Below are 23,835 nucleotides of genomic sequence, written 5' to 3' on the forward strand. Positions count from 1 at the left end.
CCCCATTAAGTGCCTTAAACTTTTTGTATCCAGTGAAGGTCTAAAAGTGAATTCAAACCAACAGCTATGCGTATAATTTTACTTTGTTTGATGTTTTTCACGCTTTCCATTTTATCCTTGAAGGAAGCCAATGCTCAGCGTCGGGATGGAAATGATTTGATTCTCAAGGGAAAAGTGCTTGAAGGGGGCACCAATGAGGCTATGATAGGAGCTAATGTTCTGGTCAAGACCGTAACTGATTCCCTGCTGACTTCAACAGTTACTGGAGTGAGCGGATCATTCGAAGTAAGGCGCCCCGATATTCCTGATGTATTGATAGAGATTTCTTATTTAGGTTATCAGAGAATCACCAAAAACCACAATATCAGCGAGCGTCTGGATCTGGGTACATTTACCATGGTAGAAGACAGCAAGCTATTGGGCGAAGTGGTTATCGAGGGCCAGATTCCTGTGGGCGAGGTAAAAGGTGATACTACATCTTTTAATGCCAATGCCTTTAAAACCAGGGAAAATGCTGATGCAGAAGATCTTGTGCGAAAAATTCCAGGGGTTACCATCCAAAATGGAGAAATACAGGCAAAGGGAGAACAAGTAGAAAAAGTTTTGGTAGATGGCAGGGAGTTTTTTGGAAGTGATCCATTTGTGGCTCTGAGGAATTTACCGGCGGATGTAATAGATAGGGTTGAAATCCTGGACCAAAGGTCTGACCAATCAAGGCTTACTGGCTTTGATGATGGGAACTACTCCAGAACCATCAATATTGTGACCAGGCCTGATAAAAGAAGCGGTCAGTTTGGACGTGTATATGCTGGGGGCGGAACGGATGATCGCTACTCAGCAGGAGGAAGCTTTAATATCTTTAAAGGAGATAAAAGGATCTCGATTATTGGGCTATTTAACAATATCAACCAACAAAACTTTTCTTCTCAGGATCTGGTAGGCGTAACAGGTGGTCAGGGTGGCGGAGGCCGTGGAGGTGGAGGAGGTAGACCCGGCGGTGGAGGCTGGGGTGGCGGCGGAGCAGGAAGTAATTTTCTGGTGCCGCAAGACAATGGTATCATAACTACCAATAGCTTGGGATTGAACTACAGTGACAAAGTAGGAAGCAAAATGAACCTCACAGCATCTTATTTTTTTAATTCCACCAATAACAACATCTTCAGACTGACCAACAGGGAGACTATACTTTCAGAACAAAACAGTCAGTTTTATGATGAAACCCTTATCAATACGGTACGCAACAACAACCACAGAATCAATAGCCGTATTGAATATGATGTAAATGAAAAAAATGCTTTGATTATCAGTCCGTCTCTCAATTTTCAAAACAATAGGACCTTTTTGGACAGAGATGGAATCAATTTCTCGGGATCCAGAGATCCATTGAGTGGCACCAGAAATATTTCTGATGCCACTACGGAAGGGTACAACCTGTCCAATAACCTGGTGTACAGGTATAAGTTTGACAAAAAGGGAAGGACCTTATCCACCACTGTATTTACAGCTTGGAACAAAAGGGACCAACTATCCGAACTCATTGCTGCCAATAGGGATTTTATCCGGGACATCCGGGATACCTTGGAGCAGGAAACCATTGGACTATCAGATGGATTCAATTATAGGACGACATTACAGTTTACGGAGGCCTTAAATGACAAATCCTTATTGACCCTTTCTTATCAGGTGGGCAATAATAAGACCTCAGCCGATCAACAGACCTTTGCTTTGGTTCCTGAAATCGGGATGATGGTCTTGGATACTGCTTTGAGTAACGTTTTTGACAATAGGTTTGTCATCCAAAGACCCAGTGCGGGATATAGCTACAACTTCAAAAACTGGAATATCAATGCCAATCTGGATTACCAGTATGCAGCTCAGGACAATGAAAGTCTTTTCCCTTTTGAGCAGTCATTCAACAGAACATTCAGCAACTTCCTTCCGGGGATGAATGCATTTTATAGAAACCGTGAAAAAGGAACCTCTTTCAGGCTAAGGTACAGAACCAATACTCAGGAGCCCGCTGTCAATCAGCTTCAGAATGTAATCAATAACCAAAACCCGCTGCAGCTTTTCGTGGGTAATCCTGATCTAGGACAGGCTTACAGCCATTCGGTATTTACTAATTTTTCTAAAATCAACATGGAGAAATCCAGAACTTTCTTTTCGTTCCTGTTTTTCTCTATGACCGAAAATTTTATCGGCAATAGCATATTTGTCGCTCAGTCAGATACCTTGATCAATGGAGATGTGCTTTTGAGGCCAGGAGCACAAATCAGCAGACCTGAAAATATCTCAGGTCAGTTTAGGTCCAGATTGTTTGTCACCTATGGTGCACCTGTCAAAAAACTGAAATCACAGTTCAATTCAAACTCCAGTATTTCTCTTAACAGGACACCAGGTATCATCAATGGGCAGAGAAACTTCAATGATAATCTGGACCTGAGCCAAGGACTTACCCTTACCAGTAATATCAGTAAGGATTTTGACTTTACCCTTGCCACGACTGGAACTTACACCATTGTCAACAGCAGTTTACAGACTAACCTGAACAATAATTTTTATATCCAAAACTCAAATGTCAGGCTCTATTACAGTCCAAATAATGGAAAGCTCTTTGTGTCCAATGTGGTCAATAATGCGCTTTACCGTGGAATCTCAGCAGAGTTGGACCAATCTGTTTGGCTTTGGAATATTGAGGCAGGGTATAGGTTTCTCAAAGACAATAAAGGTGAGTTGAAGTTGAGTATTTTTGACCTGCTCAATCAAAACAATGCCATTGGCAGAGCAGTGAATGATGTGGCCATAGAGGATACATTTACAAGGGTGCTTACCAGATACGGGTTGATTTCATTTACCTACATTATTGGCAATTTCAAACAGCAGGAAGAACCTCAGGGAGGAAGACCCTGGAGAGGAGGGGGAGGAAGCAGAACTTGGTAAAAGTAAAAGCCTGGTAAAAATTGCCGGGCTTTTTAATTAAAACTCTGCTTATAATTACAGATCCTTTCCGAAACTTTAAATTTCATGGTTCAAAATGGATTAATTTTAGTCTCCATGAGATTTTTTTTAGGTATTTTTTGGAAAATTCAAAATGAATGAATTAATTGAGGCTATCTTAGTGTAAGTTCTACCTCACCCTATCACCCAACTTAAGGCCAAATGAGCTTATTTCACCTTCAAACCAAAATCGGTCGACAAATTATCAGAGACAATAAAGAATATTTGTATTTCAGTGGTACAGATTATTTAGGAATGGGAACCTCCAAAGAGTTTGAGGACTTGGTTATCCGGGGAATCAAAAATTTGGGTCTTAATCATGGATTAAGCAGAATCAATAATGTTCGACTGAATATATTTGATCAGTTTGAGAACTATTTCGCGGAAAAATCAGGAGCCGATAAGGCCATGGTCTGGAGCAGCGGCTACCTGGCTGGTTATGCTACTGTCAATTACTTGCTGGATTTTACAGATTATATATTTATTGCACCTGATACACATCCGGCGATACTTCCTGAGGAATTGAACCCGGATCCTAATCAGACTTTTGAAGACTGGAAAGAGCATGTCAAGGAAATGTGCGAGACGCTTAAATCGCAGAGGATTCTTATTCTGGCCAATGCTGTAGACCCTTTGAAGCCATCTGTACACGACTTCAGCTGGATTGGTTACCTTCCAAGGAAACATCAATACACTTTTTTGGTCGATGACAGCCATGCTTTCGGTACTGTGGGAGAAGATATATACGGGACTTATAACAGGTGGAAGTTTTTGCCTGTAGAGCTAGTGGTATCAGGGTCACTTGGCAAGGGCCTCGGAATGCCTGCAGGGATCACATTGGGGCCTGTGCAGCAGTTGATAGGTATTGGAAACAGAAAAATATTCCGTTCGGCATCTCCTCCTCCTCAGGCTTATCTATGGGCTTTTTTGCAAGCACAGGATCTCTTTAGGGAACGCTTTCAGACCTTACAGAAAAACAAATCATACTTTAACTCTGTAATCAATAAGATTTCAGGATTAGAAAATGATGCAAACTTTCCTGTATACGCTTTCAAAAATAGGAGGTGGGTCAGTCAGTTAGAAGAGGAAGGGATTATCATCAGTTCTTTCCCATATCCAGAACCTACTGATCCTTGGATCAATAGGATTGTATTGTCTGCCCATCATGAACAGGAGGACTTGGAAAGATTGTATAGAATTTTGGAAAAGATTCAGGGGCAGCTGCAAAAGTCCACTATTCTCACTTGAAATTTAAATAGGTAATTATGCGTTTTCTTGGATTTTTTTCACTTCTACTAGTGTACTTTTTGGTGAGTTGTAATCAAAAAGATGCCGGAATTTTCAAAAACGTTTCTGAAGAATACCCTATTCTGAAGGAAGTTTTGGAAAACGCGGACAAGTATCAGGTACAGATTAAATACACCCAAATAGACCGTAGTGAGAGCAATGACCCTGTTTTTAAGCATTTTGAATTTAACCTTGACGACGGTCGGTATTTTTACCCTGCTTCTACCGTGAAGCTTCCTGTTGCAGTATTGGCTCTTGAGTGGCTTTCCGAGCAAGATGTTTTTGGGCTATCAAAAGAGAGTGCCATGGTCACAGATTCGATAAGGGAATCACAGGTGCCAGCCTTCGCTGATAGTACTTCTGCCAATCTCATGCCCAGCATTGCTCATTATATTAAGAAAATCCTTTTGGTAAGTGATAATGATGCCTATAACAGACTCTATGAGCTTTTGGGTCAGGATTATATCAATCATAAAATGAAGGAAAAAGGTCTGAATCACACAGTGATCAACCATCGTTTGAGTATGCCAATGAGCCCTGAAGAGAACCGTCATTTTAATCCTATAAAGTTTGTGGATTTTGAAGGTCAGGTGATTTTGGAATTGCCGGGCAGGGAAGCATCAAATGCCTATTCTGTAGAAGGGAATCCAAGTATAGGAAAAGCATATGTGAGCGGAGGTGAAAAGGTCTCAGAACCCATGGATTTTACTTTCAAAAACAAGTATGCGCTTTCGGATTTTCATGGCACTGTGATGCGGTTGGTTTTTCCTGAAAAGTTTGATTCGGCACAGCGTTTTCATATCTCGGAAGAGGACAGGCTATTTGTGCTGAAATATATGTCCATGCTTCCCGGAGAAAGTGATTATCCCAAATATGAATTGCCGGAGTTTTATGACAGTTATTCGAAGTTTGTGAAGTTTGGAACCGATAAAAATCCTATTCCTGACAACTTTAGGATCTTCAACAAGACAGGCATGGCTTATGGGCATTTATTGGACGGGGTGTACTTTGTGGACTTCGAAAACAAGGTGGAGTTTTTTGTTTCGGCGGTCATTTATGTCAATGCTAACGAAACCCTCAATGACAACGAGTATGAATTTGAAGAAATAGCATTTCCCTTTTATGCTGAACTGGGAGAATACCTTTATCAGCGGGAGTTGAAAAGAGAAAGAAAGGTAAAACCTGACCTGAGCGAATTTTTATTTTCTTATTGAAAAATATTTTTTCTCCCGCAGATTACGCGGACGGATCCAGAAAAATAGTAAAAAGGTATAAGTTCTCGAGTCTTTGTGATTTTAATAGTATAAAAATTCGACAAAGACCCGAGAACTGAATAGATTGATCAGTTTCCGTGTTCAGCCATGAACTTGTCCAAGTCTTTCAATGTGATTATTCCTTCATAATAGGCCCTACCAAACACCACAGAAGTGACTCCTGCTTCTTTTAGCTTGATGAAATCATCCGTATTTCTCACACCTCCACTAGCTGCCAGACGGATACCCTGAAATTTGTCCACAATTTCCTTGTAAAGATCAAGGTTGGGGCCTTCCATTACCCCATCACGGGTCACATCAGAGCATTTTAGGTACTTTAATCCTCTTTCATAGAAAAATTCTATATGGTCAAAAAGGTCAATTTCGGTTTTTTTCTGCCATCCTCTGACTTTGATTTTGTGGTCGGCAGGATTGGTGTCAGCTGCCATGAAGATTTTTTCACGGCCATAGGACATGATCCACTGGGAGAACCTTTCAGGATATGCAGCAGCTACAGATGCGGCTGTAATGGCATTTGCACCATTTTCCAATGCCTTTAATACGTCACCATCAGTTGAAATACCTCCAGTGAAATCCACTTTGAGGTTGGTATATCCGGTAATGGCTTCCAGGATGTGGTAATTTTTCGGTTCACCTCTCCTTGCACCATCCAGATCCACTAAATGAAGCCAGCGGATTCCATGATCTTCAAAAGCCTGTGCAATTTCTACAGGGTTGTTGGAAATGACTTCCTGTGTCGCAAAGTCGCCTCTTTTGAGACGGACACATTTGCCGTCAATCAGCCATATTGAGGGTATGATATCAAATGTTTCCATTAGGGTAAGATGTGGTCTAGAGTCAAATATAGAGCTGACAATATAACTAAAATAATAAAATCTGTTTTGTCAGGGTACTAAATATAATAGAGAATACGTGGATTTGGTAATTCTCTTCCGAATAGTTTGAAAATTAAAATTTCAAAATAGTGATATTCATGTCAATAACTTAATTTTGAGGAGTTAACTTTTGATGAAGATTCAATAATCAAGTCTTGCAATTTTTCCTTTTGCACCTGAAGCCCAGATGCTACTTTGAGCTTTGTCTCTGAATACTGCATGGAATCCTTCATCTGAAAATTTTTGCCAATTATGTCCTCCATCTTTAGAAAAATCCGATCCGCTTGGACCCACACTGATCAGCCAATGATGAAAAGGAAAATAGGCAACACCAGATTTGTATCCATTAGGTAAATTTCCCTGGGCCAAGTGCCATTCCAACCCTCCGTTTTGAGAAATGACCACGTTTTTTTCTGAAAGGTCTTGCTGAAGATAGTCTCCACCTACTGCAACAAGTACATTACTGCTGATTTTTGCTAAAGAAAATATTCCCTGGGAAGGCTCACCTTGCAAAATCGGAGTGGAAATTTTTCTCCAATGCATTCCTCCATCAGGGGAGAAGTATATGTTGCTTTCTTCTCCGCCTGAGGCAAACCAAATTCTGTTTTCATCTTTGAGTATGGTACTGCCACTGGCCGCAAATGATCCGGCTCCTGATTTAGCTTCCGGGCCCCTTTCACTGACCGTCCAGGTTTCTCCAAGATCATTGGAAGTGATTATTTTCCATGTGTTATTGGCTGGATCTCCTATGAGAACTCCTTTTTTTCTTTGAAAAAACATACCGTCGAAAAAGTCTTCGTCAGTCCCTTCAAATTTTTTCTCCCAGCTTTTCCCTCCATCTTTAGTCTTCAGTATCAACGCAGGCTGACCAGAGGACATGATGATCGCTGTAGAAGCATCTATTCCTTCAATGTCTCTAAAATCTAAAGTGTCAAAACCATTGACTTTTCCGTGTTCCCATGTTTTTCCACCGTCTATAGTCTTTAGCCAAGTGCCTTCTGATCCACTGGCCCAGACCAGGTTTTCAGTCACAGGAGATAGACCTCTCAGAGAAGCTTGCACAGGTGTTTCAAAAACGATCCATCCCTTTGGTGCCTCTATTATGGAGGTTTTTCTGTTTTCCTGACAGGAAAGCAATAAAAACAACATTCCAAGCCAAATCATTTGGATCTTCATAGCCTTTAGGTTTGTATGGTCAAAATATAAACACATACAAATTATGGATTTTTGGAAAGGAAGCCAAAACCTGACAATCTCGACTTATTTATTTGAAGGTTCTAATTTGCTTTTTTATTTAAAACTATCTGCTTTTCTATAGGCTTCTATCAATGCTTTTTCACCTTCTTTGCCTGAGTTGGCAAGACCATGCTCCATTCCCATCACACCTTGGTACCCCTTATTGTGGATAAACTCAAATACCTTTAGGTAATTGATTTCTCCTGTTCCCGGTTCTTTTCTGCCCGGGTTATCTCCGATCTGAATGTAAGCGATTTCTTCCCAGCACTTTTCCATATTAGGGATGATATTGCCTTCATTTCGCTGCATGTGGTATACGTCGTAGAGGATTTTGCAGGAAGGGCTATCCACTGCTTTGCAGACAGCATAGGACTGGTCAGAATGGCGCAAAAACAAATCCGGCGTATCACTCAATGGCTCAAGCACCATGGTCAAGCCGTGTGGTTCAAAGATTTCGGCTCCTCTTTTCAGTGCTTCGATCACATTCCCCGTCTGAATGCCAATCGGGAGGTTTCTTTCAAAAAAGCCCGGCACTACGGTTGCCCATTTGGCATTGACTCTTTTGGCGGCTTCTACCGAAGCCTCGCAGGTCTTGACAAAGGTGTCTACAAATTCTTTCTTCCCGGTAGTCAAAGAGACCTTCCAATTGTCCCCGCCATCTACTACAAATACTCCCATTCTCATCCCCAGCCTTTCAAGCTCCTTACCGATTTTTGTCTGCACTTCTTTGGGCCGGCCAAGAAGTCCATTGTCCTCCAAGGAGCGAAAACCCTGATCTGCCATAAATTTGAGCTGGTCCATCAGGTCATCTCCCGCATGGGCTTTGAACATGCCAAAGTGAGGGGCATAGTCCAAGTTGAAAGTCTTTTCAGGGTTATTTGATAGGGCATAAGCAGAAAGGCTGCTTCCACCTGCAATACTTGCAATGGCTCCGCTTAAGCTAAGATTTTTGATAAAATTCCTTCTTTTCATTTTCAGAATACTTTTGATTTTCCTGGAATTGCATAAGGATAATACCCGTCATCTTTTGGAAGCAATTTTGGGTTGGCGTCCCAAGCCAATGTTTCTGGCATAAGGTCCACTTCAGAATTGATGGCTTCGTCCCAAGTGACGACTTTACCGGAATAGGTGGCATACCTTCCCAAGATAGAGGTCATGGTGCTGTTGGCGGCATTTTCAGCATCGGCAAACTTGTATTCTCCATTTACGATTGCAGCCCAGAGTTCATCATGCTCCACCTGATAAGGGTTTCGGTTGTTTTGTCGGTCATGGTTGTACAGCTCTTTGCCGTTCCGGTCAGTCAGAATACCGTGGTTTCCGGCACTTAGGAATACTGACCCCTTGGTACCCTGAAAACTTTCATCTACTCTGTTTGCTGCTCCCGGGAAGTGCCGGCATTCACTGAAAATCACGGTTCCGTCATCGTAGGTAAAAGTTACAGAATGATGGTCAAAAATTTCTCCATGGTCCTTTCCGGTCCTTACCTGTCTCCCGCCTGTGCCATATGCTTTTACAGGATGGCTTTTTTTGACCCAGTTGGCTACATCAATATTGTGTACGTGTTGTTCTACAATATGGTCTCCGCACAGCCAGTTGAAGTAATACCAGTTTCTCATTTGATATTCCATTTCAGTCTGCCCTGGTTGACGGGCATTGACCCATACTCCTCCGTCATTCCAGTAGACTTGTCCACCTACTATATCTCCGATCTGACCATCATGTATTCTTTTGATGGTCTCCCGATAATTGTCCTGATAGTGTCTTTGAAGCCCGACTACTACATTGAGTTTTTTTCTTTTTGCTTCTTCAGCCGCTGCCAATACTTTCCTGATGCCCACCGCATCGGTTGCTACGGGCTTTTCCATAAAAATCTGCTTGTTTTGTTTTACAGATTCCTCAAAATGAGCAGGTCTGAATCCTGGAGGTGCTGCAAGGATGACCACGTCGGCCATTTTGATTGCTTCTTTGTAAGCATCAAAACCTACGAACTTCCTCTCTTCAGGAACATCTACCTTGTCGGCTCCATATTTATCAAAGATAGGCTGATAGCTTTTGTCAATTCTATCCCGAAAGGCGTCTGCCATAGCCACCAGTTTGATGTTGTGGCCGGTATCGAATGCCTGAAATACAGCTCCTGTACCTCTTCCGCCACATCCAATGACGGCAAGCTTGATTTCATCGGTGCCTGAGGCGTAAGCTCCCGGAATGTTCCAGGGCTGAAGAAAAAGACCTCCTGTAGCCAATGCTGAGGCTTTTAAGAAGTCTCTTCTTTTTTTTGGGTTTTGGTTATTCATGGTTTTGTTGTTATTGGTTAATAATCTGCAATAGGTGCTTTGTTGTAATATGCCCAGATGTCTTGCTCCGAGGGTGTCTTGAGAGGCCTCACTACTCTAAGTCCTACAAAAGGCGCTTCGGGAAACCACCACTGGCTTTTTGGGATCTGGGGATCTATCCTTTTCCACTCAGGAGTGGAAGCAAATCTCTTTGACATTCTCAAGTCTTCAGCTGGACTTTGGTAGTGGCCTCCCCTGATGGAAGAGGGGTACAACTTTTCATGAGGTACAATCGGGTTTACATGGTCAGTCCTATTCTGATAGGCATCTGGAAGGTACTGGTCAGAAGTCCACTCCATTACATTCCCTAATATATCATATAATCCCCAAGGATTGGCTTTTTTTAGTCCGACTTTTTGTGTGGACTGGGCACTGTTTTCAGCATACCAGGCATATTCTGTTAGTTTGCTTTCGTCATTGCCGAAAAAATACTTGGTACTACTGCCCGCTCTGGCAGCGTATTCCCACTCCGCTTCAGTAGGAAGTCTGTAAAATATTCCTGTTTTCAGGTATAGCCATTTACAAAACTGAATGGCGCCATATTGGGTCATTCCTATGGCAGGCATACTTTCTTTGCCCATCCCAAAGGTCATGTCCAGATAAGGGATACTTGGCCGGGTGAGGCCGTCCACACCTTCTGGGAGTGGCTTATCTGCTATTGCTTCTTCATAGTTTTTGTCCAAAAACAGTTCAAAAATATCCCATGTTATTTCATGTGTTCCCATCCAAAAAGGCGAAATTTCAACTGTATGGCTGGGTTTTTCATCATCCAATTCTTCACTGCCCATTATATAGCTACCTGCGGGGATGGGGACCAAGTCGAAACTGACTTCTGAATCAGGTATATGCTGGGTGTAAGGGTCAAAATTGCTGACCATCGTTTTCCATCCGAAAAAAGGGAAGAGAAGTACTCCGATAAAAAGAATAATGCTGAATTTACTTTTGGGTTTCATGTCGGGAATTATTAGACTGAAAAATAGCCCATTCCCAAGAATTTGTAAAGGTTTTACCCCAAATAGAACAAAAAGCCGAGGCTAATGCAAAGAAAGTATGTGATCATGACCCCATTTTTTTCACCACCTCTTTTTTAGGAAATCTAATGCTCCACATACCTCTCAGATCACCCATACTGTGACCGGTTGCCCTGTCTTCCGGATATAACTCATTGATTTTTTCAAGGGTTTTGGGATCGATATCCTGATCTGGTTTCCCATGGCAATTGAGGCAGAGTGCACTTGGGATCTTGATCGCTCTTGAATAAAGCAGTGTTTCCCCATTGTCAAATTTTTGGACGCTTGGTTCGCTTTCTAAGTCATTCTCCATATTGTATACATAAGTGTCCAATATTCCTTCCTCTTCTTCTCTCGGGGCATCCTCCGGATTTCTATAATCAAAAGATACTCTCCTAATCTCAACTTTGTACTTTTCCGACACTTGTTTGAGTATTGGCAAAGCCTCAACATTGCAGAATTCTACCGCTCCGGGGAAGCCTTTTTCAGAGATGGCCTGCTGTAGTGTTCCGATCAACTCTTCCTGGGCTTCTTGGCTTATCTGATTGCCCCATTTGATCGCCGTTTCGATCAGCTCAGCTTCATTGACCTTGGTCACCTTCATGCTTTTGTTGACTTCCTCAAATACCTCTCGGCTTACTCTTTCATTGGAGTTGCATGAGAAAAGGGTGAAAATTACAGGAAATAAGTAAAATATTTTTTTCATGTCCATTTGCTTAGATTCCTAAAAATAAGGCTTAATCAGGAGTTTCTTCAGAGAATTTTGCTCTTTGTAAGATTATTCGGTTAAGTGTTTAGTTTACAATTTCTTCAACTGACAAGAATCAGTTTCATTTTACCTAATTAATCTTATTTTTGTACGTGTCACTCATCTAAACCCATGAAGAAAGCTTTTTGTCTCCTGCTTGTGTTTCTTTTTTTCAAAGAAGTAGTAACGGCTCAATCCTGGAGAAGAGTGGGAGGTTGGGGCAATCAATTTACAGGAATAGTTTGGGTCAATGAAGAGGTCGGGTATATTTCCGGCAATCAGGTTATACTCAAATCCATAGATGGAGGACTCAGCTGGACTGAACAGGAAGCCCCTACCAAAAACAGGATGCTTGCTGTGGATTTTGTCAATGAGACGCTTGGTCTGATGGTTGGTGAAAATGGGCAGGTATACAGGACTACCAATGGGGGCAGCTCATGGCAATTGGTGAATATTGGGACAAGTGTCAGATTGAACAAAGTCAAATTCCTTACTGCAAGTAGGGCATACATTATTGGTGAGGGTGGCGAAACCTACAGATCCACCAATGGCGGGCAATCCTGGGCTAGGCAAAACATAGGCACTAACGCTGACCTTCATGGGCTGTATTTTGCTAATGCCGATACAGGTTATGTAGCTGCCGCAAATGGACAAGTGATCCGGACTTTTAATGGGGGAAATAACTGGTCAAGCAGCAATACCGGTCAAAATATGCCACTGAATGATGTTTATTTTGTAAATGGAAATACCGGGTATGTGGTGGGCAACCAAGGGACCATTCTCAAGACAGTCAATGCCGGCAACAATTGGGAAAGAATCAATTCTGGTACTGAGAGAAACCTGCTTTCTGTGGCATTTAACCGCTCAAACACTAATTTGGGTGTGATTACAGGTGAAAATGCCACGCTGATGAGGACCACCAATGCAGGTCTTACTTTTGATGGTATCAACATCAATAATACCGAAAGTTATGTAGATGTAGCATTTAGGACCAATTCGAATCTTGTTTTTGGGGTAGGGACCAATGGATTTTTGATTTCTTCTACCAATTCAGGACAAAGTTGGTCTCTGAGGCTTTCGGGAAGGGAGATAGATTATACAGGAACTCAATTCAGGACAGCTACTTTAGGTTATATCATAGGGCCAAACGGCAGGGTTTTTTCCACCAACAATGGGGGAAACACTTTGGTGGATAGGTCAAGGCCACTTTCTATTACTTTTAACGGGTTGTTTTTTACCACCAATGCATTCGGTTATATCGCCGGAGACAATGGCAATATCCTGCGTACTACCAATTCTGGCGGCAACTGGACTTCTCTGAATCCAGGTACCAACCAGAATATCAATGGGCTGTTCTTTTTCAACAATAACCTAGGATATGCAGTGGGGAATGCTGGGTTTCTGACGAAAACTGAAAATGCCGGGGTCAATTGGGAAGTCATCAATATTGGAAATACTTCTTTTAATTTTCGTTCTATAGCTTTCTTTGATCAGGAATCCGGCTTACTTACCGGATCGGGTGGTTTTGTGGCCAGAATGGAAAATGACAGCTGGTCGAGGATTGCTTCAGGGACCAATGAAAACCTGAATGCCCTGGCTATTTTGGATGAAACTTCTGCCATCGCAATAGGCAATCGTGGCACCATCATCAAGACTTCTGATAAAGGTGCAAGCTGGAGCAGGATCAATACTTCTTTTAACCAAAATCTCAATGATGTGGAGTTTTTGGACGAATCGGTAGGGTTTATCGCCGGTGAAAGAGGGCTGATTATTCAGACAAAAGATGGTGGAGAAACATGGGAAAGATTGGTGACCTCTACATTTCAGGATTTTACCGGAATCAGCTTCGGTACCTTAAGCAATGGTTTTGCAGTAGGAGAAAAAGGGAGTTTATTCAATTACGACTGTCAGGTTCCGGAGACCCCGACTGTGATTTTTGGTGAAAATAATATATGTCTGAGCCAGCAGGTTTACACAGTACAGGAAGCATTGGAATTGGATACTGAATTTGAGTGGAGAGTAGATGGGGGGAGTATACTTGAGGGCCAGGGAACGTCCAGAATTGTAGTGGAGTGGGATGTCCCGGGAAGAAATGCGGTTTTGGTGAGAGGAAGGAATTTCTGTGGAAATGGAGGCACTACCGGGCTGGAAGTGCTGGTTTCTACAGAGCCAAGAGATATCCCTGAGATTGAAGGGGAAGGAGCCGTATGCTTGGAGAGTTTTATGGAATACAGCGTCCCGGATGTGCCGGGTACCACATTTATCTGGGAAGTCGACGGAGGTCTGATCACCGAGGGGCAGGGCACAAACAGCATCGTAGTGCGATGGATCAATGTCAATCAGCAAAATGTACGGGTTACTCCTTCGAATCCCTGCGGAAACGGAGAAGTTTCGCTCAAAGAAATCATGGTGCAGACTCCGCCTCAGTTGCCTTCTGTCATTGAAGGTCCGGATATGGTAGGATTGACCGAAGAAGTGTATACTGTTACCAATGTAGCGGATGTCAATTATCAGTGGAGAATAAGTGGCCAAGGGGGCAGAATTCTTGATGGCCAAGGAAGCAATTCCATACGGGTGCAATGGGAAAGGGAAGGAGATTTTACGATCACTGTAACACCTGAAAACGGTTGTGACCAAGGGGAGGCACAAACTCTAGCTGTCAACGTCAACTTGATCACTTCTATCATCGAAAGACCAATAGAACAAGCCTCAGTTTCTGTTTACCCCAATCCTTCCAGCGGTGATTTTCACCTTAGTATTAAGGGCATACATGGCGTGAGGAAGATCAGCGTGTACAATGCACTTGGACAGACATTGAATGAAATAAGCCCAAGCGAGGGAGTGGAGCAGTTTAAATTTGAAAATATGCCGAAAGGTCTGCATACCATCAGTATTCAGACCCGTGAGCAGGAGATTTTCAAAAAAATACTTGTAAAATAATTCTCCGTAATTTATTGTACCAAGGGTGGGTTTAAAATCTCCTCAACAGAATAATATACACTATTTTTCTATTATACAGATTAATATTCTGACTAAAAAAAATATAACTAAAGTATTTTAGTCATATTCAAAATTATATTTCACTACTAGTGTTGTTTTAATTTGGGGATTTATGCTGATTTGCAGTATATAAACCCAAATACGATGAACGATAGATATTTTCATCCAGAAAGCCTGATGATGTCGCATGGTTATAAGCCAGCATTGTCAGAAGGGGCAATTAAATGCCCGATATTCCAGACTTCCACTTTTGTATTTAATTCTGCCGAGGAGGGGAAAGCCTTCTTTGAAGTAGCATACGGACAGCGGGAAAAGCAGCCCAATGAGGAATTGGGTTTGATTTATTCCCGCTTGAATAATCCGGATCTTCAGATTTTAGAGGAAAGGCTTTGTCTTTGGGATGAAGCGGATGAGTGTGCTGTATTCGAGAGTGGGATGTCTGCTATTTCTACAGTAATGTTGGAATTCCTACGGCCCGGTGATGTGATTCTCTATAGTAAGCCGGTATATGGAGGGACGGATCATTTTATCAACAAGGTACTTCCCCAGTATGGCATTCAAGGTCATGGTTTTACCAATTCCCAATCTGAGGAGGAAATAGTGGGTGGACTCAAGGAAAAAGGTTGGGATGAAAAAGTAAAACTGGTGTATGTGGAGACTCCGGCCAATCCTACAAATGCACTTTTTGATCTGGATATTTGCAGAAAAGTAGCCAATAGGCTGAGCCATTCTGAAAAGGAAGTCGTGGTCTGTGTGGACAATACTTACATGGGTCCATTATGGCAACATCCACTGAAGCATGGGGCTGATTTGGTAGTTTATTCCGCCACAAAATACATTGGAGGGCATTCTGATCTTATTGCTGGGGCGGTGTTGGGCAAGGCTCCATTTATGCAAAGGGTGAGGACTTTGAGGACATTTCTTGGAAATATGGCCGGTCCTTGGACAGGATGGCTGCTGATGCGGAGCTTGGAGACATTGAAAGTGAGGATGAGCAAGCAGGCTGAAAACACTGTACAAGTGGCTGATTACCTGGCCAAACACCCTAAAGTTGAAAAAGTGTATTACTTGGGCCATCTGGAAGAGGATACAGATCAGTACCGAACATTCAAAAAACAATTGTCCTGTGCAGGTGCCATGCTTTCTTTTGATATTAAAGGAGGAGAAGCTGAGGCTTTCAGATTTTTGAACCACCTCAAGCTTATTAAATTGGCAGTGTCCCTGGGAAGTACGGAGTCATTGGCAGAGCATCCTGCCACCATGACCCATAGTGATGTGTCCAGGGAGGACAAAGAAAGTATTGGAATAACGGAAAAACTGGTCCGCCTTTCTATTGGGGTGGAGCACCCTTCCGATATAATTTGGGATATAGAACAGGCCCTCGAACACTGTTAAAACAAAAAAGGCCCCAAATCAGGGGCCTTGTTTTTTTAGTCAAATTTTTCTACTTCTTCCCTAATGATAACATATTGGAAGAGGTCTCCGACTTTCCCGTTTTTAATGTAACCATGACGGATGATGGCTTCAGGTTCGAAGCCGGCATTTTCCAATACTTTCATACATCCGATGTTGGAGTCATATACTTGCGCATAGATCCTTTTGATCTCCGGGAATTTTTCCAGGGCATACTCTGTAAAAAGGGTAACTGCTTCAGTAGCTATTCCTTTTCCCCAAAAGAGTTCTCCCAACCAGAAGCCAATTTCCATATTGGTCCGGAGTTCATCTTTTCCGATTTCGGAGCCTATTGAGCCTGCCAGCTGACCTTCGTACTCGATCGCAAAATTCTGTGGTGGATTGAACTTTTGATTGTGTTCTATCCAATGCCTTGCATCATGTATGGTGTAGGGTGAAGGGAAGCTGTCGCGGAGATTTTTGGCAATATTGGGGTTGTTTGCCAAGGGATACAAATGATGAAAATGCCCGTCATTCCAAGTGACGAGTTCTATATTTTTTTTTCCGCGTATCTTCATGTAAAAGTTGGATTTATTAACCTTAAGTTAACGTCCTTTTTATGAGAATTCATAAAAATCTCTGTGGTTTTTTATAAAATGCTTCAATCCTCCATTCCGGATGATTTCATTTTTTCGAGATTTTCTGCCAATCTAAGTGCCGAGATAAATTCTTCAATGTTTCCATCCATGACGTCAGGAAGGTTGTAGACCGTTCTATTGATTCTGTGGTCAGTTACCCGGCTCTGAGGATAATTGTATGTTCTGATTTTATCCGACCGGTCTCCCGAGCCTACCATGGACCTGCGTTGTGCGCCTACAGATTCGTTGTGTTTGGCAAGCTCAATTTCGTAAAGTCTGGAGCGAAGTACTTTCAGGGCTTTTTCGAAGTTCTTGATCTGCGACTTTTCATCCTGACAGGTCACAACCAATCCTGATGGATTGTGGGTAAGACGTACTGCAGAATAAGTAGTATTCACCGATTGTCCACCTGGACCGGAGGAGCAGAAAGTATCTTTTCTGATATCATTCATATTGATATCCACCTCGACTTCGTCCATTTCGGGAAGTACTGCCACAGATGCAGCAGAAGTATGTACCCTTCCCTGTGTTTCCGTGGTGGGTACCCTTTGAACCCTGTGTACGCCTGATTCATATTTCATCATGCCATAGACATCCGCTCCGGTGATGGTACTGATGATTTCCTTATATCCTCCCGAGGATCCAAAAGTGAGGTCAAGAACAGTCAATTTCCAACCTTGTTTTTCACAGAACCTCTCATACATTCTGAAAAGGTCCCCAGCAAATATTGCAGCCTCGTCACCTCCGGTTCCTCCTCTTATTTCAAGGATACAATCCTTGGAGTCGTTGGGATCTTTGGGAATAAGTTGTTGCTTAAGCTGCTCCTCAAGTTTTGTCTCTTTTTTCTTCAGTTCATCCAGCTCTGATTTGGCCATCTCCCTGAAGTCCGGGTCTTTTTCTTTTTCAAGGATCTCTTTTGTACTACTGATATTTTCCAGAACCAGTTTGTATTCATCATACAGCTCCACCACTTTTTCCAAATCTTTGTATTCTTTGGTAAGCTTGGTATATTTACTCATGTCCGACATGGCGTCAGGCTGTATGATGAGTTGTCCTACTTCTATAAATCTATCTTTGAGTGCCTGGAGTTTATCAAGCATAATGGTTTAAATTTTAGGTTGGCAAAATTAGCAAAATTTCCGGGAAGGCTGTTTGAGGCCCGGAGAAAAGAAAGTAATGGGAAAAATGTAGCATTCAGTTTGGCATTCACGTCTTAGGGGTAAATTCAATACAAGTGCAATGAAAAAATCAGTGGTATTGTTCGTTTTACTAGCAGGTTTGTGCTTTTCTGCATTTCAATGTGAAGAATTAGAACCAAGGGAAATAGTCGATAATAACTGCATTGATGAATCAAAAATCAATTCTGTAAGATTTTGTTATGATGTGTATCAACCTGTATGCGGTTGCGATGGAAAAACTTATGGGAATGATTGTTATGCCAAGGTAAATGGAGTGTTGAATTTTACGGAAGGGGAGTGCAAATAATTATTGAAGTATCAAAAAATCTTCGTAATTCCTTTCTTCACCCGTAATGATTTCCAACTCTTCCACTTCTGCTTGAGGAGGACCTAAACGCAACCAACTTTGCATTGCCAGGATGGAATGCAAATCTCCCTCAATCTCTACCAGAACGGTACCGTCCGGTTCATTTTTTACCCAGCCCTTCAATCCCAGCTCAAGTGCTTTCTGTTGAGTGCTTTTCCTGAAAAACACCCCCTGCACTTTCCCACACACTCTAATTTGCCGGTTCATTTGGAAATTGATTTTTGTTTAAATGTACTTTATGCAAATAGAATTTGTTTATTACTATACTTATTCGGTAAGTACAATTTATGGACGGGATAAATTCGTTTTGTAACATTGAATCTTAAAGGTTTTGTGGAGGACTCTTTTAGATCATTTACATCAGGAATTGTTACCTGTCCTCGTACCATTTCTCTTCGAAGGTATCTTTTACCTCCACATCAGTTTTAAGCACCTTTATGACCATCCAAATGACAATTGCCGGAGAAATACCAAACATGAACATTACTATTGCCGGATGCAATCCTGCAAAAACTGAGGTCACAAATACGAGCAGAAAGGCAGTTGAAATAGCGACTGGAAATAAGAAACTTTTCATAAACTCAGGTATTTAGTGATATTCAGTAAACCACCTTGGCTGACATATTGTTATGATGCTAATATGAAAGGATTTCGATTTACCAAATACATACCCCCCAAAGATCCGGAGAAAAATACCTTCGAAAACCTGCTTAATATTTTTATGCAGCTGGTCACCATGACAGGTGGAGATGTGGCTGAGGCATTGAGTTGGTTGAGCAATTTGGACAAGCGCTACAATCTCACCAACCCCGGCTATGGAATAGGTGACTTTATAGAAGACCTTAAAGCTAAGGGTTATCTAACTGAAGAGAATGCCAAAGGTGAAATCAAGATTACTGGAAAAGCAGAACAGGCCATAAGGAAAAATGCGCTGGAGGAAATCTTTGGTAAGCTCAAGCGTGGAAAAGGTGGCTCACACAAAACTACCCACTCAGGACCAGGAGATGAAAAGGGCACAGATCGAAGACCTTATGCCTTTGGAGATGGTTTGGATCAGATTGCTCTTACTGATTCTATCCGCAATGCCCAGATCAATCATGGTTTTGGTGGGGACTACCTGCTCACAGAGGATGACCTGGAGGTGGTAGAGAATGAATACAGGACCCAGACTTCCACAGTATTGATGATTGACATCAGCCATTCCATGATCCTATACGGTGAAGATAGGATCACCCCTGCCAAAAAAGTAGCTATGGCTCTGGCAGAGCTGATCAAAACCCGCTATCCGAAAGATACGCTAGATGTGATAGTTTTTGGAAATGATGCATGGCAGATAGAGATCAAGGACCTTCCTTATTTGCAAGTGGGTCCTTATCATACCAATACGGTAGCGGGTCTGGAGCTTGCCATGGACTTGCTGAGGAGGAGAAAAAATCCCAACAAGCAGATTTTCATGATCACTGATGGAAAGCCTACTTGTCTGAAAGTAGGCATTAAATATTACAAAAATGCTTTTGGAATTGATAGTAAAATCCTTTCCGAAACCTTGAAATTGGCTGCACAGTGCAGGAAATTAAAGATTCCGGTAACCACATTTATGATTGCTTCAGACCCATACTTAAAAGAGTTTGTTAAAGAGTTTACCAAAGTCAATAATGGCAACGCCTATTATAGCAGCCTCAAAGGATTAGGGCATTTGATTTTTGAAGATTACAGGAAAAACCGTACTAAAAAATTTTAAACATGAATTACGAAAAGCTGACTACTGAGGAATTGTTGAAAATAAAAAACCTGGGAGAGTTAAAAGAGAGTGGCTACCAGCCCAAAAGCATAAAGGAGGAGCTGCGGCTAAATCTGATCAAAAAAATCAGCCAGAAGCTAAATGTTTTTGAGGGGATATGGGGATTTGAGGAGACCGTAATCCCTGATATAGAAAGGGCGATTTTGTCCCGTCACAATATCAATTTTCTAGGCCTAAGGGGTCAGGCAAAAACCAGAATCGCCAGAATGATGACCAAGCTCCTGGATGAATACATACCAGTGGTTGCCGGTTCAGAACTCAATGATGATCCTTTGGCACCATTGAGCAGCTATGCCAAAGAGCTGATAGCCCAAGAAGGGGACAATACCCCTATCACTTGGTGGCACAGAGATGACAGGTATACGGAAAAATTGGCAACACCTGATGTATCCGTGGCTGACCTGATCGGGGATGTGGATCCGATCAAGGCTGCTACGATGAAGTTGTCTTATAATGACGAAAAAGTGATTCATTATGGCCTGGTACCAAGGTCACACAGATCGATTTTTGTAATCAATGAGTTGCCCGATTTGCAGGCAAGGATACAGGTCGCCCTGTTCAATATTTTACAGGAAGGGGACATTCAGATCCGTGGTTTTAAGCTGAGGCTACCTTTGGATATACAGTTTGTGTTTACGGCCAATCCTGAAGATTATACCAATCGGGGTTCTATTGTGACGCCTTTGAAAGATAGGATTGAGAGCCAGATCATCACACACTATCCAAAATCCATTGAAATAGGGAAAAGAATCACTTCTCAAGAAGCCAGGCTTGAAGGAAAGCCCATTGAAAAAATCCATGTGCCCGAATTGCTAAAAGACCTGATAGAGCAGATCGCAGTGGAAGCCAGAAGCAGTGAGTATGTGGATGAGAAAAGTGGGGTGTCTGCAAGGTTAACTATTTCTGCGTATGAAAATTTGGTTTCTGCTGCTGAAAGGAGGCTTTATCTCAATCAGGAAGAGAATACCGTTGCCCGGATCTCAGATCTCATAGGGGTGATTCCTGCCATTACAGGAAAGGTAGAATTGGTGTATGAAGGAGAGCAGGAAGGGGCTGGATTAGTCGCCTACAATCTGATCGGGAAAGCTATTCGATCGCAATTTGTAAATTACTTTCCTTCTCCTGAGCAAAAGAAGAAGGACAAAGAAGGCAATCCTTATGTTTTGCCTTTGTCCTGGTTTGGGGAAGGAAATGAGCTTGATGTTTTGGCTTCTCAATCTGACAAAGAATTCAAGACAGCACTGCATCAAGTACCGGGCTTGGAGGATTTGGTGACCAAGATGGTCAAAGAATTACCTGAAAAAGAAAGGGAGTTTTTCATGGAATTTTTGCTTCATGGTTTGGCTGAATACAGTCAACTGAGCAAAAAACTGCTGGATACAGGTTTGAAGTTTAAGGACCTGTTCAGCAGTATGTTTGACATGGGCGCTCCGGATGAGGAGGATTTTGATGAGGATGATATGTGATGATTTGTATTTCAGTTATTCCACCAGTTAACAATAAAAAAGTAAGGGTCAGTAGTTTTAGCTGCTGACCCTTTTAATCATATCTGTTAACATTAATTTTTCAGAACTTTTAGGTATTCTCTTTTTTGTCCCCAATGTACTTCTATGACATAGATGCCATTTGGGGAAGTTTGGAGTTTATTGCCAAGTTTTTCGGAAACCTCTTGAATAGTGCTGCCCTCAATCAATACGCTTCCCACCAAAGAAGAAACCAGCCTTGCTGTAATGGGTTCTTCGGAATATTCCTGAGAGTTCACCAAGTCAATGTTTAGCTTATTACCTTTGGTTGGATTGGGGTATGCGCGCCAGATGCCATTGGTAATAGCCATTGATGGTATTCTTACACCAATGATGTCGCTGTAGGAAAAGGATCCTGAAAAGTCTACTTGCTTCAATCTGTAATATGCCATTCCACCATTCAATGGAAGACTTTTGTCATTAAAATTATAATCTGATCTTTCATCGGTGTAGCCAATACCTTCAACTTCACCTATCTTTTCAAAGGATTTCACATTATCAATTGACCTTTCTATTTCAAAGTGAGAGTTTTCCCATTCTTTTGCAATAGCCCAGGCTACGGAAATGTTTCTGCTTTCTTCAGAAAATTCGGCAGATACATGTATAAATTCTACTGGCAGAATTTTAAAAGTTTGGCTGATTATAACAATGCCATTGGCGCCATTTCCACCTCTTGTAGATCCTGCACCTCCGGCAGAACCTGGGGTGGTGCCATTTCCACCTGCGCCAGAATTGTTTCCATTGCCTCCTACACCAGAACCACCAGATCCAGCAGAATTCTGACCATTCCCACCTGTTGCTGTACCCCCACCGCCAGCTGAATAAACTATATTAGTGCCAGAAATTAAATTTGCTATTCCTGGCCCCCCATCTCCTCCAATTGATTGACCCTGACCCTGATTATTTCCAACTGATCCTGGACCTCCCGCTCCACCACCACCTGCTCCCTGAACAGTAGATCCTTGGCTTGATCTTCCATTGCCTCCAATATTTCCTTGAGCAGCTGTTCTGCCACCTCCATTCCCTTCATTACCCTGCCAAGCACCTCCACCACCAGATCCCCCTGGATTACCGTTTCTAGCACCATTATTATTTGATCCACCACCACCGCCACCGACCGCAGTAAAATTTAAAAAACTGGAATTCGTCCCATTCTGACCTCTTGCATTTGTATTTGTGGATCCTGCTCCACCAAAACCTCTTATTACCATTAAAGTGGAACCAAGCGCCAAGACTGTGTCTTTTTCGATTAAGCCTCCAGCACCTCCACCCCCAGCACTAGATCCTATTCCACCACCACCACCACCCGCAACGACAAGGAATTCTACCGCATCTACCAACTCTTCCGTTTCTGTATTATTGGGAACAGTCCAATAAGTACTACACGTGAAAACATACATCCTATCAATAAACTCCTCTCCACCCTGTTGATAAGGGTTATTTTGGCTAGTTGTAACGCAATTTGAGCCATTATTAAAATATCCCCCGGAATTAACCTGTAGATTCCCTGTTATATTATTCACTCCGAAGGAATCGAGATTTCCATTAACAACGAAGTTGCCAGTTTTATTAAATGTTCCTGCACTAACAATTGTTTTATTCGAATTGAGATTTTCGAAATTGACAGTCATTGTACCAAAGTTATACATGACCCAATTTCCATTATAATCTGCTCGAGCCGTAAAAGTCCCTAAGTTATTGAGGGTAGATAAGCTTGAAAGGCTGTTAAAGTCTGCATTGACAGTAACTCCTTCAGCAATGCATACGGTTACATTTTGAGCATTATTAAAATTTATAGCACTTGTTCTGTTTGCATTGATGCAAACAGTGATCCCATTGGCATTATTAGGTATTGCTGGGCTTGGCCCGCCTGTTGCTCCAATGGTATGGTTACATGAATTGCATGTTTGCCCAACGGCCATTCCATAGGAAAAGACAAGAAGAGAGATGAAAAGAAGAGTGTTTGCCTTCAATTGCAATCTAACAAAAGCTAAGTTCATAGTTGAATCAGGGTGATTAGAGGCCTATCTCTCTAAGTAACAGGACAAAAGTACTCCAAAGAATTATTATAAAAAAATATTTATGTTTTTTACATAAAAAAAAATGTATTTTAAATCAATGATTGATATTGGATAAAGTATTTCTAATTATTCATTAATTATTTGTTTTGTTAAAA

19 protein-coding genes are annotated in these 23,835 nt (G+C 42.0%); 8 read left to right on the top strand and 11 right to left on the bottom strand.

What is annotated here, in order from left to right:
- Positions 1-66 precede the first annotated feature (66 nt).
- The 3 genes from EGN73_RS07090 (at position 67) to EGN73_RS07100 (ending at position 5,498) form a co-directional block, all read left to right on the top strand.
- Entirely contained in the window at positions 67-2,940 is a 2,874-nt protein-coding gene (locus EGN73_RS07090; RefSeq protein ID WP_219287848.1) for an outer membrane beta-barrel protein, read from the top strand.
- A 219-nt stretch (positions 2,941-3,159) separates the two neighbouring features.
- Entirely contained in the window at positions 3,160-4,245 is a 1,086-nt protein-coding gene (locus EGN73_RS07095; RefSeq protein ID WP_219287849.1) for an aminotransferase class I/II-fold pyridoxal phosphate-dependent enzyme, read from the top strand.
- Positions 4,246-4,262: 17 nt separating this feature from the next.
- Complete coding sequence (locus tag EGN73_RS07100; protein ID WP_219287850.1) at positions 4,263-5,498, top strand: serine hydrolase; 1,236 nt, start codon at positions 4,263-4,265, stop codon at positions 5,496-5,498.
- Between the two features lie 128 nt (positions 5,499-5,626).
- On the opposite strand, the gene EGN73_RS07105 is transcribed toward EGN73_RS07100, so the two are convergent.
- From EGN73_RS07105 to EGN73_RS07130, 6 genes are all read right to left on the bottom strand, one after another.
- Complete coding sequence (locus tag EGN73_RS07105) at positions 5,627-6,373, bottom strand: 1-(5-phosphoribosyl)-5-[(5-phosphoribosylamino)methylideneamino]imidazole-4-carboxamide isomerase (protein ID WP_219287851.1); 747 nt, start codon at positions 6,371-6,373, stop codon at positions 5,627-5,629.
- Between the two features lie 201 nt (positions 6,374-6,574).
- Complete coding sequence (locus EGN73_RS07110; RefSeq protein ID WP_219287852.1) at positions 6,575-7,609, bottom strand: WD40/YVTN/BNR-like repeat-containing protein; 1,035 nt, start codon at positions 7,607-7,609, stop codon at positions 6,575-6,577.
- A gap of 114 nt (positions 7,610-7,723) precedes the next feature.
- Positions 7,724-8,641: a hydroxypyruvate isomerase family protein gene (locus tag EGN73_RS07115; protein ID WP_219287853.1), complete on the bottom strand. Its 918-nt coding sequence runs from the start codon at positions 8,639-8,641 to the stop codon at positions 7,724-7,726.
- A 2-nt stretch (positions 8,642-8,643) separates the two neighbouring features.
- Positions 8,644-9,963 carry a Gfo/Idh/MocA family protein gene (locus EGN73_RS07120; RefSeq protein WP_219287854.1) on the bottom strand — a complete coding sequence of 440 codons (1,320 nt, stop codon included), beginning with the start codon at positions 9,961-9,963 and terminating at the stop codon, positions 8,644-8,646.
- A 17-nt stretch (positions 9,964-9,980) separates the two neighbouring features.
- A complete protein-coding gene (locus tag EGN73_RS07125) occupies positions 9,981-10,955 on the bottom strand; it encodes a formylglycine-generating enzyme family protein (RefSeq protein WP_219287855.1) in 975 nt (324 codons plus the stop codon).
- Between the two features lie 103 nt (positions 10,956-11,058).
- Positions 11,059-11,718 carry a Tll0287-like domain-containing protein gene (locus tag EGN73_RS07130; protein ID WP_219287856.1) on the bottom strand — a complete coding sequence of 220 codons (660 nt, stop codon included), beginning with the start codon at positions 11,716-11,718 and terminating at the stop codon, positions 11,059-11,061.
- Between the two features lie 174 nt (positions 11,719-11,892).
- On the opposite strand from EGN73_RS07130, the gene EGN73_RS07135 reads away from it, so the two are divergent.
- Positions 11,893-14,700 (top strand): YCF48-related protein, encoded by a 2,808-nt coding sequence (locus tag EGN73_RS07135; RefSeq protein WP_219287857.1) that lies wholly within the window; start codon positions 11,893-11,895, stop codon positions 14,698-14,700.
- 204 nt (positions 14,701-14,904) lie between these two features.
- Entirely contained in the window at positions 14,905-16,155 is a 1,251-nt protein-coding gene (locus EGN73_RS07140; protein WP_219287858.1) for a cystathionine gamma-synthase family protein, read from the top strand.
- Positions 16,156-16,190: 35 nt separating this feature from the next.
- On the opposite strand, the gene EGN73_RS07145 is transcribed toward EGN73_RS07140, so the two are convergent.
- Positions 16,191-16,730 carry a GNAT family N-acetyltransferase gene (locus EGN73_RS07145; protein ID WP_219287859.1) on the bottom strand — a complete coding sequence of 180 codons (540 nt, stop codon included), beginning with the start codon at positions 16,728-16,730 and terminating at the stop codon, positions 16,191-16,193.
- Positions 16,731-16,813: 83 nt separating this feature from the next.
- Positions 16,814-17,890 (bottom strand): peptide chain release factor 1, encoded by a 1,077-nt coding sequence (prfA, locus tag EGN73_RS07150; RefSeq protein WP_219287860.1) that lies wholly within the window; start codon positions 17,888-17,890, stop codon positions 16,814-16,816.
- Between the two features lie 139 nt (positions 17,891-18,029).
- Between prfA and EGN73_RS07155 the strand changes: the two genes are divergently transcribed.
- Entirely contained in the window at positions 18,030-18,275 is a 246-nt protein-coding gene (locus EGN73_RS07155; RefSeq protein ID WP_219287861.1) for a Kazal-type serine protease inhibitor family protein, read from the top strand.
- Here the strand turns inward: EGN73_RS07155 and EGN73_RS07160 are convergent, their stop codons facing one another.
- The gene (locus EGN73_RS07160) at positions 18,276-18,542 is read right to left on the bottom strand and encodes an acylphosphatase (protein ID WP_219287862.1); all 267 of its coding nucleotides are present in this window, start codon (positions 18,540-18,542) and stop codon (positions 18,276-18,278) included.
- Positions 18,543-18,705: 163 nt separating this feature from the next.
- Complete coding sequence (locus tag EGN73_RS07165) at positions 18,706-18,912, bottom strand: hypothetical protein (protein ID WP_219287863.1); 207 nt, start codon at positions 18,910-18,912, stop codon at positions 18,706-18,708.
- Positions 18,913-18,975: 63 nt separating this feature from the next.
- Between EGN73_RS07165 and EGN73_RS07170 the strand changes: the two genes are divergently transcribed.
- Both EGN73_RS07170 and EGN73_RS07175 read left to right on the top strand, forming a co-directional pair.
- Complete coding sequence (locus EGN73_RS07170) at positions 18,976-20,076, top strand: vWA domain-containing protein (protein ID WP_219287864.1); 1,101 nt, start codon at positions 18,976-18,978, stop codon at positions 20,074-20,076.
- Between the two features lie 2 nt (positions 20,077-20,078).
- Positions 20,079-21,602 carry a P-loop NTPase family protein gene (locus EGN73_RS07175; protein ID WP_219287865.1) on the top strand — a complete coding sequence of 508 codons (1,524 nt, stop codon included), beginning with the start codon at positions 20,079-20,081 and terminating at the stop codon, positions 21,600-21,602.
- Positions 21,603-21,694: 92 nt separating this feature from the next.
- On the opposite strand, the gene EGN73_RS07180 is transcribed toward EGN73_RS07175, so the two are convergent.
- Positions 21,695-23,659 (bottom strand): glycine-rich domain-containing protein, encoded by a 1,965-nt coding sequence (locus tag EGN73_RS07180; RefSeq protein WP_219287866.1) that lies wholly within the window; start codon positions 23,657-23,659, stop codon positions 21,695-21,697.
- Positions 23,660-23,835: the final 176 nt, after the last annotated feature.

It is taken from the genome of Arthrospiribacter ruber (genome assembly GCF_019343195.1).
GTDB lineage: Bacteria > Bacteroidota > Bacteroidia > Cytophagales > Cyclobacteriaceae > Arthrospiribacter > Arthrospiribacter ruber.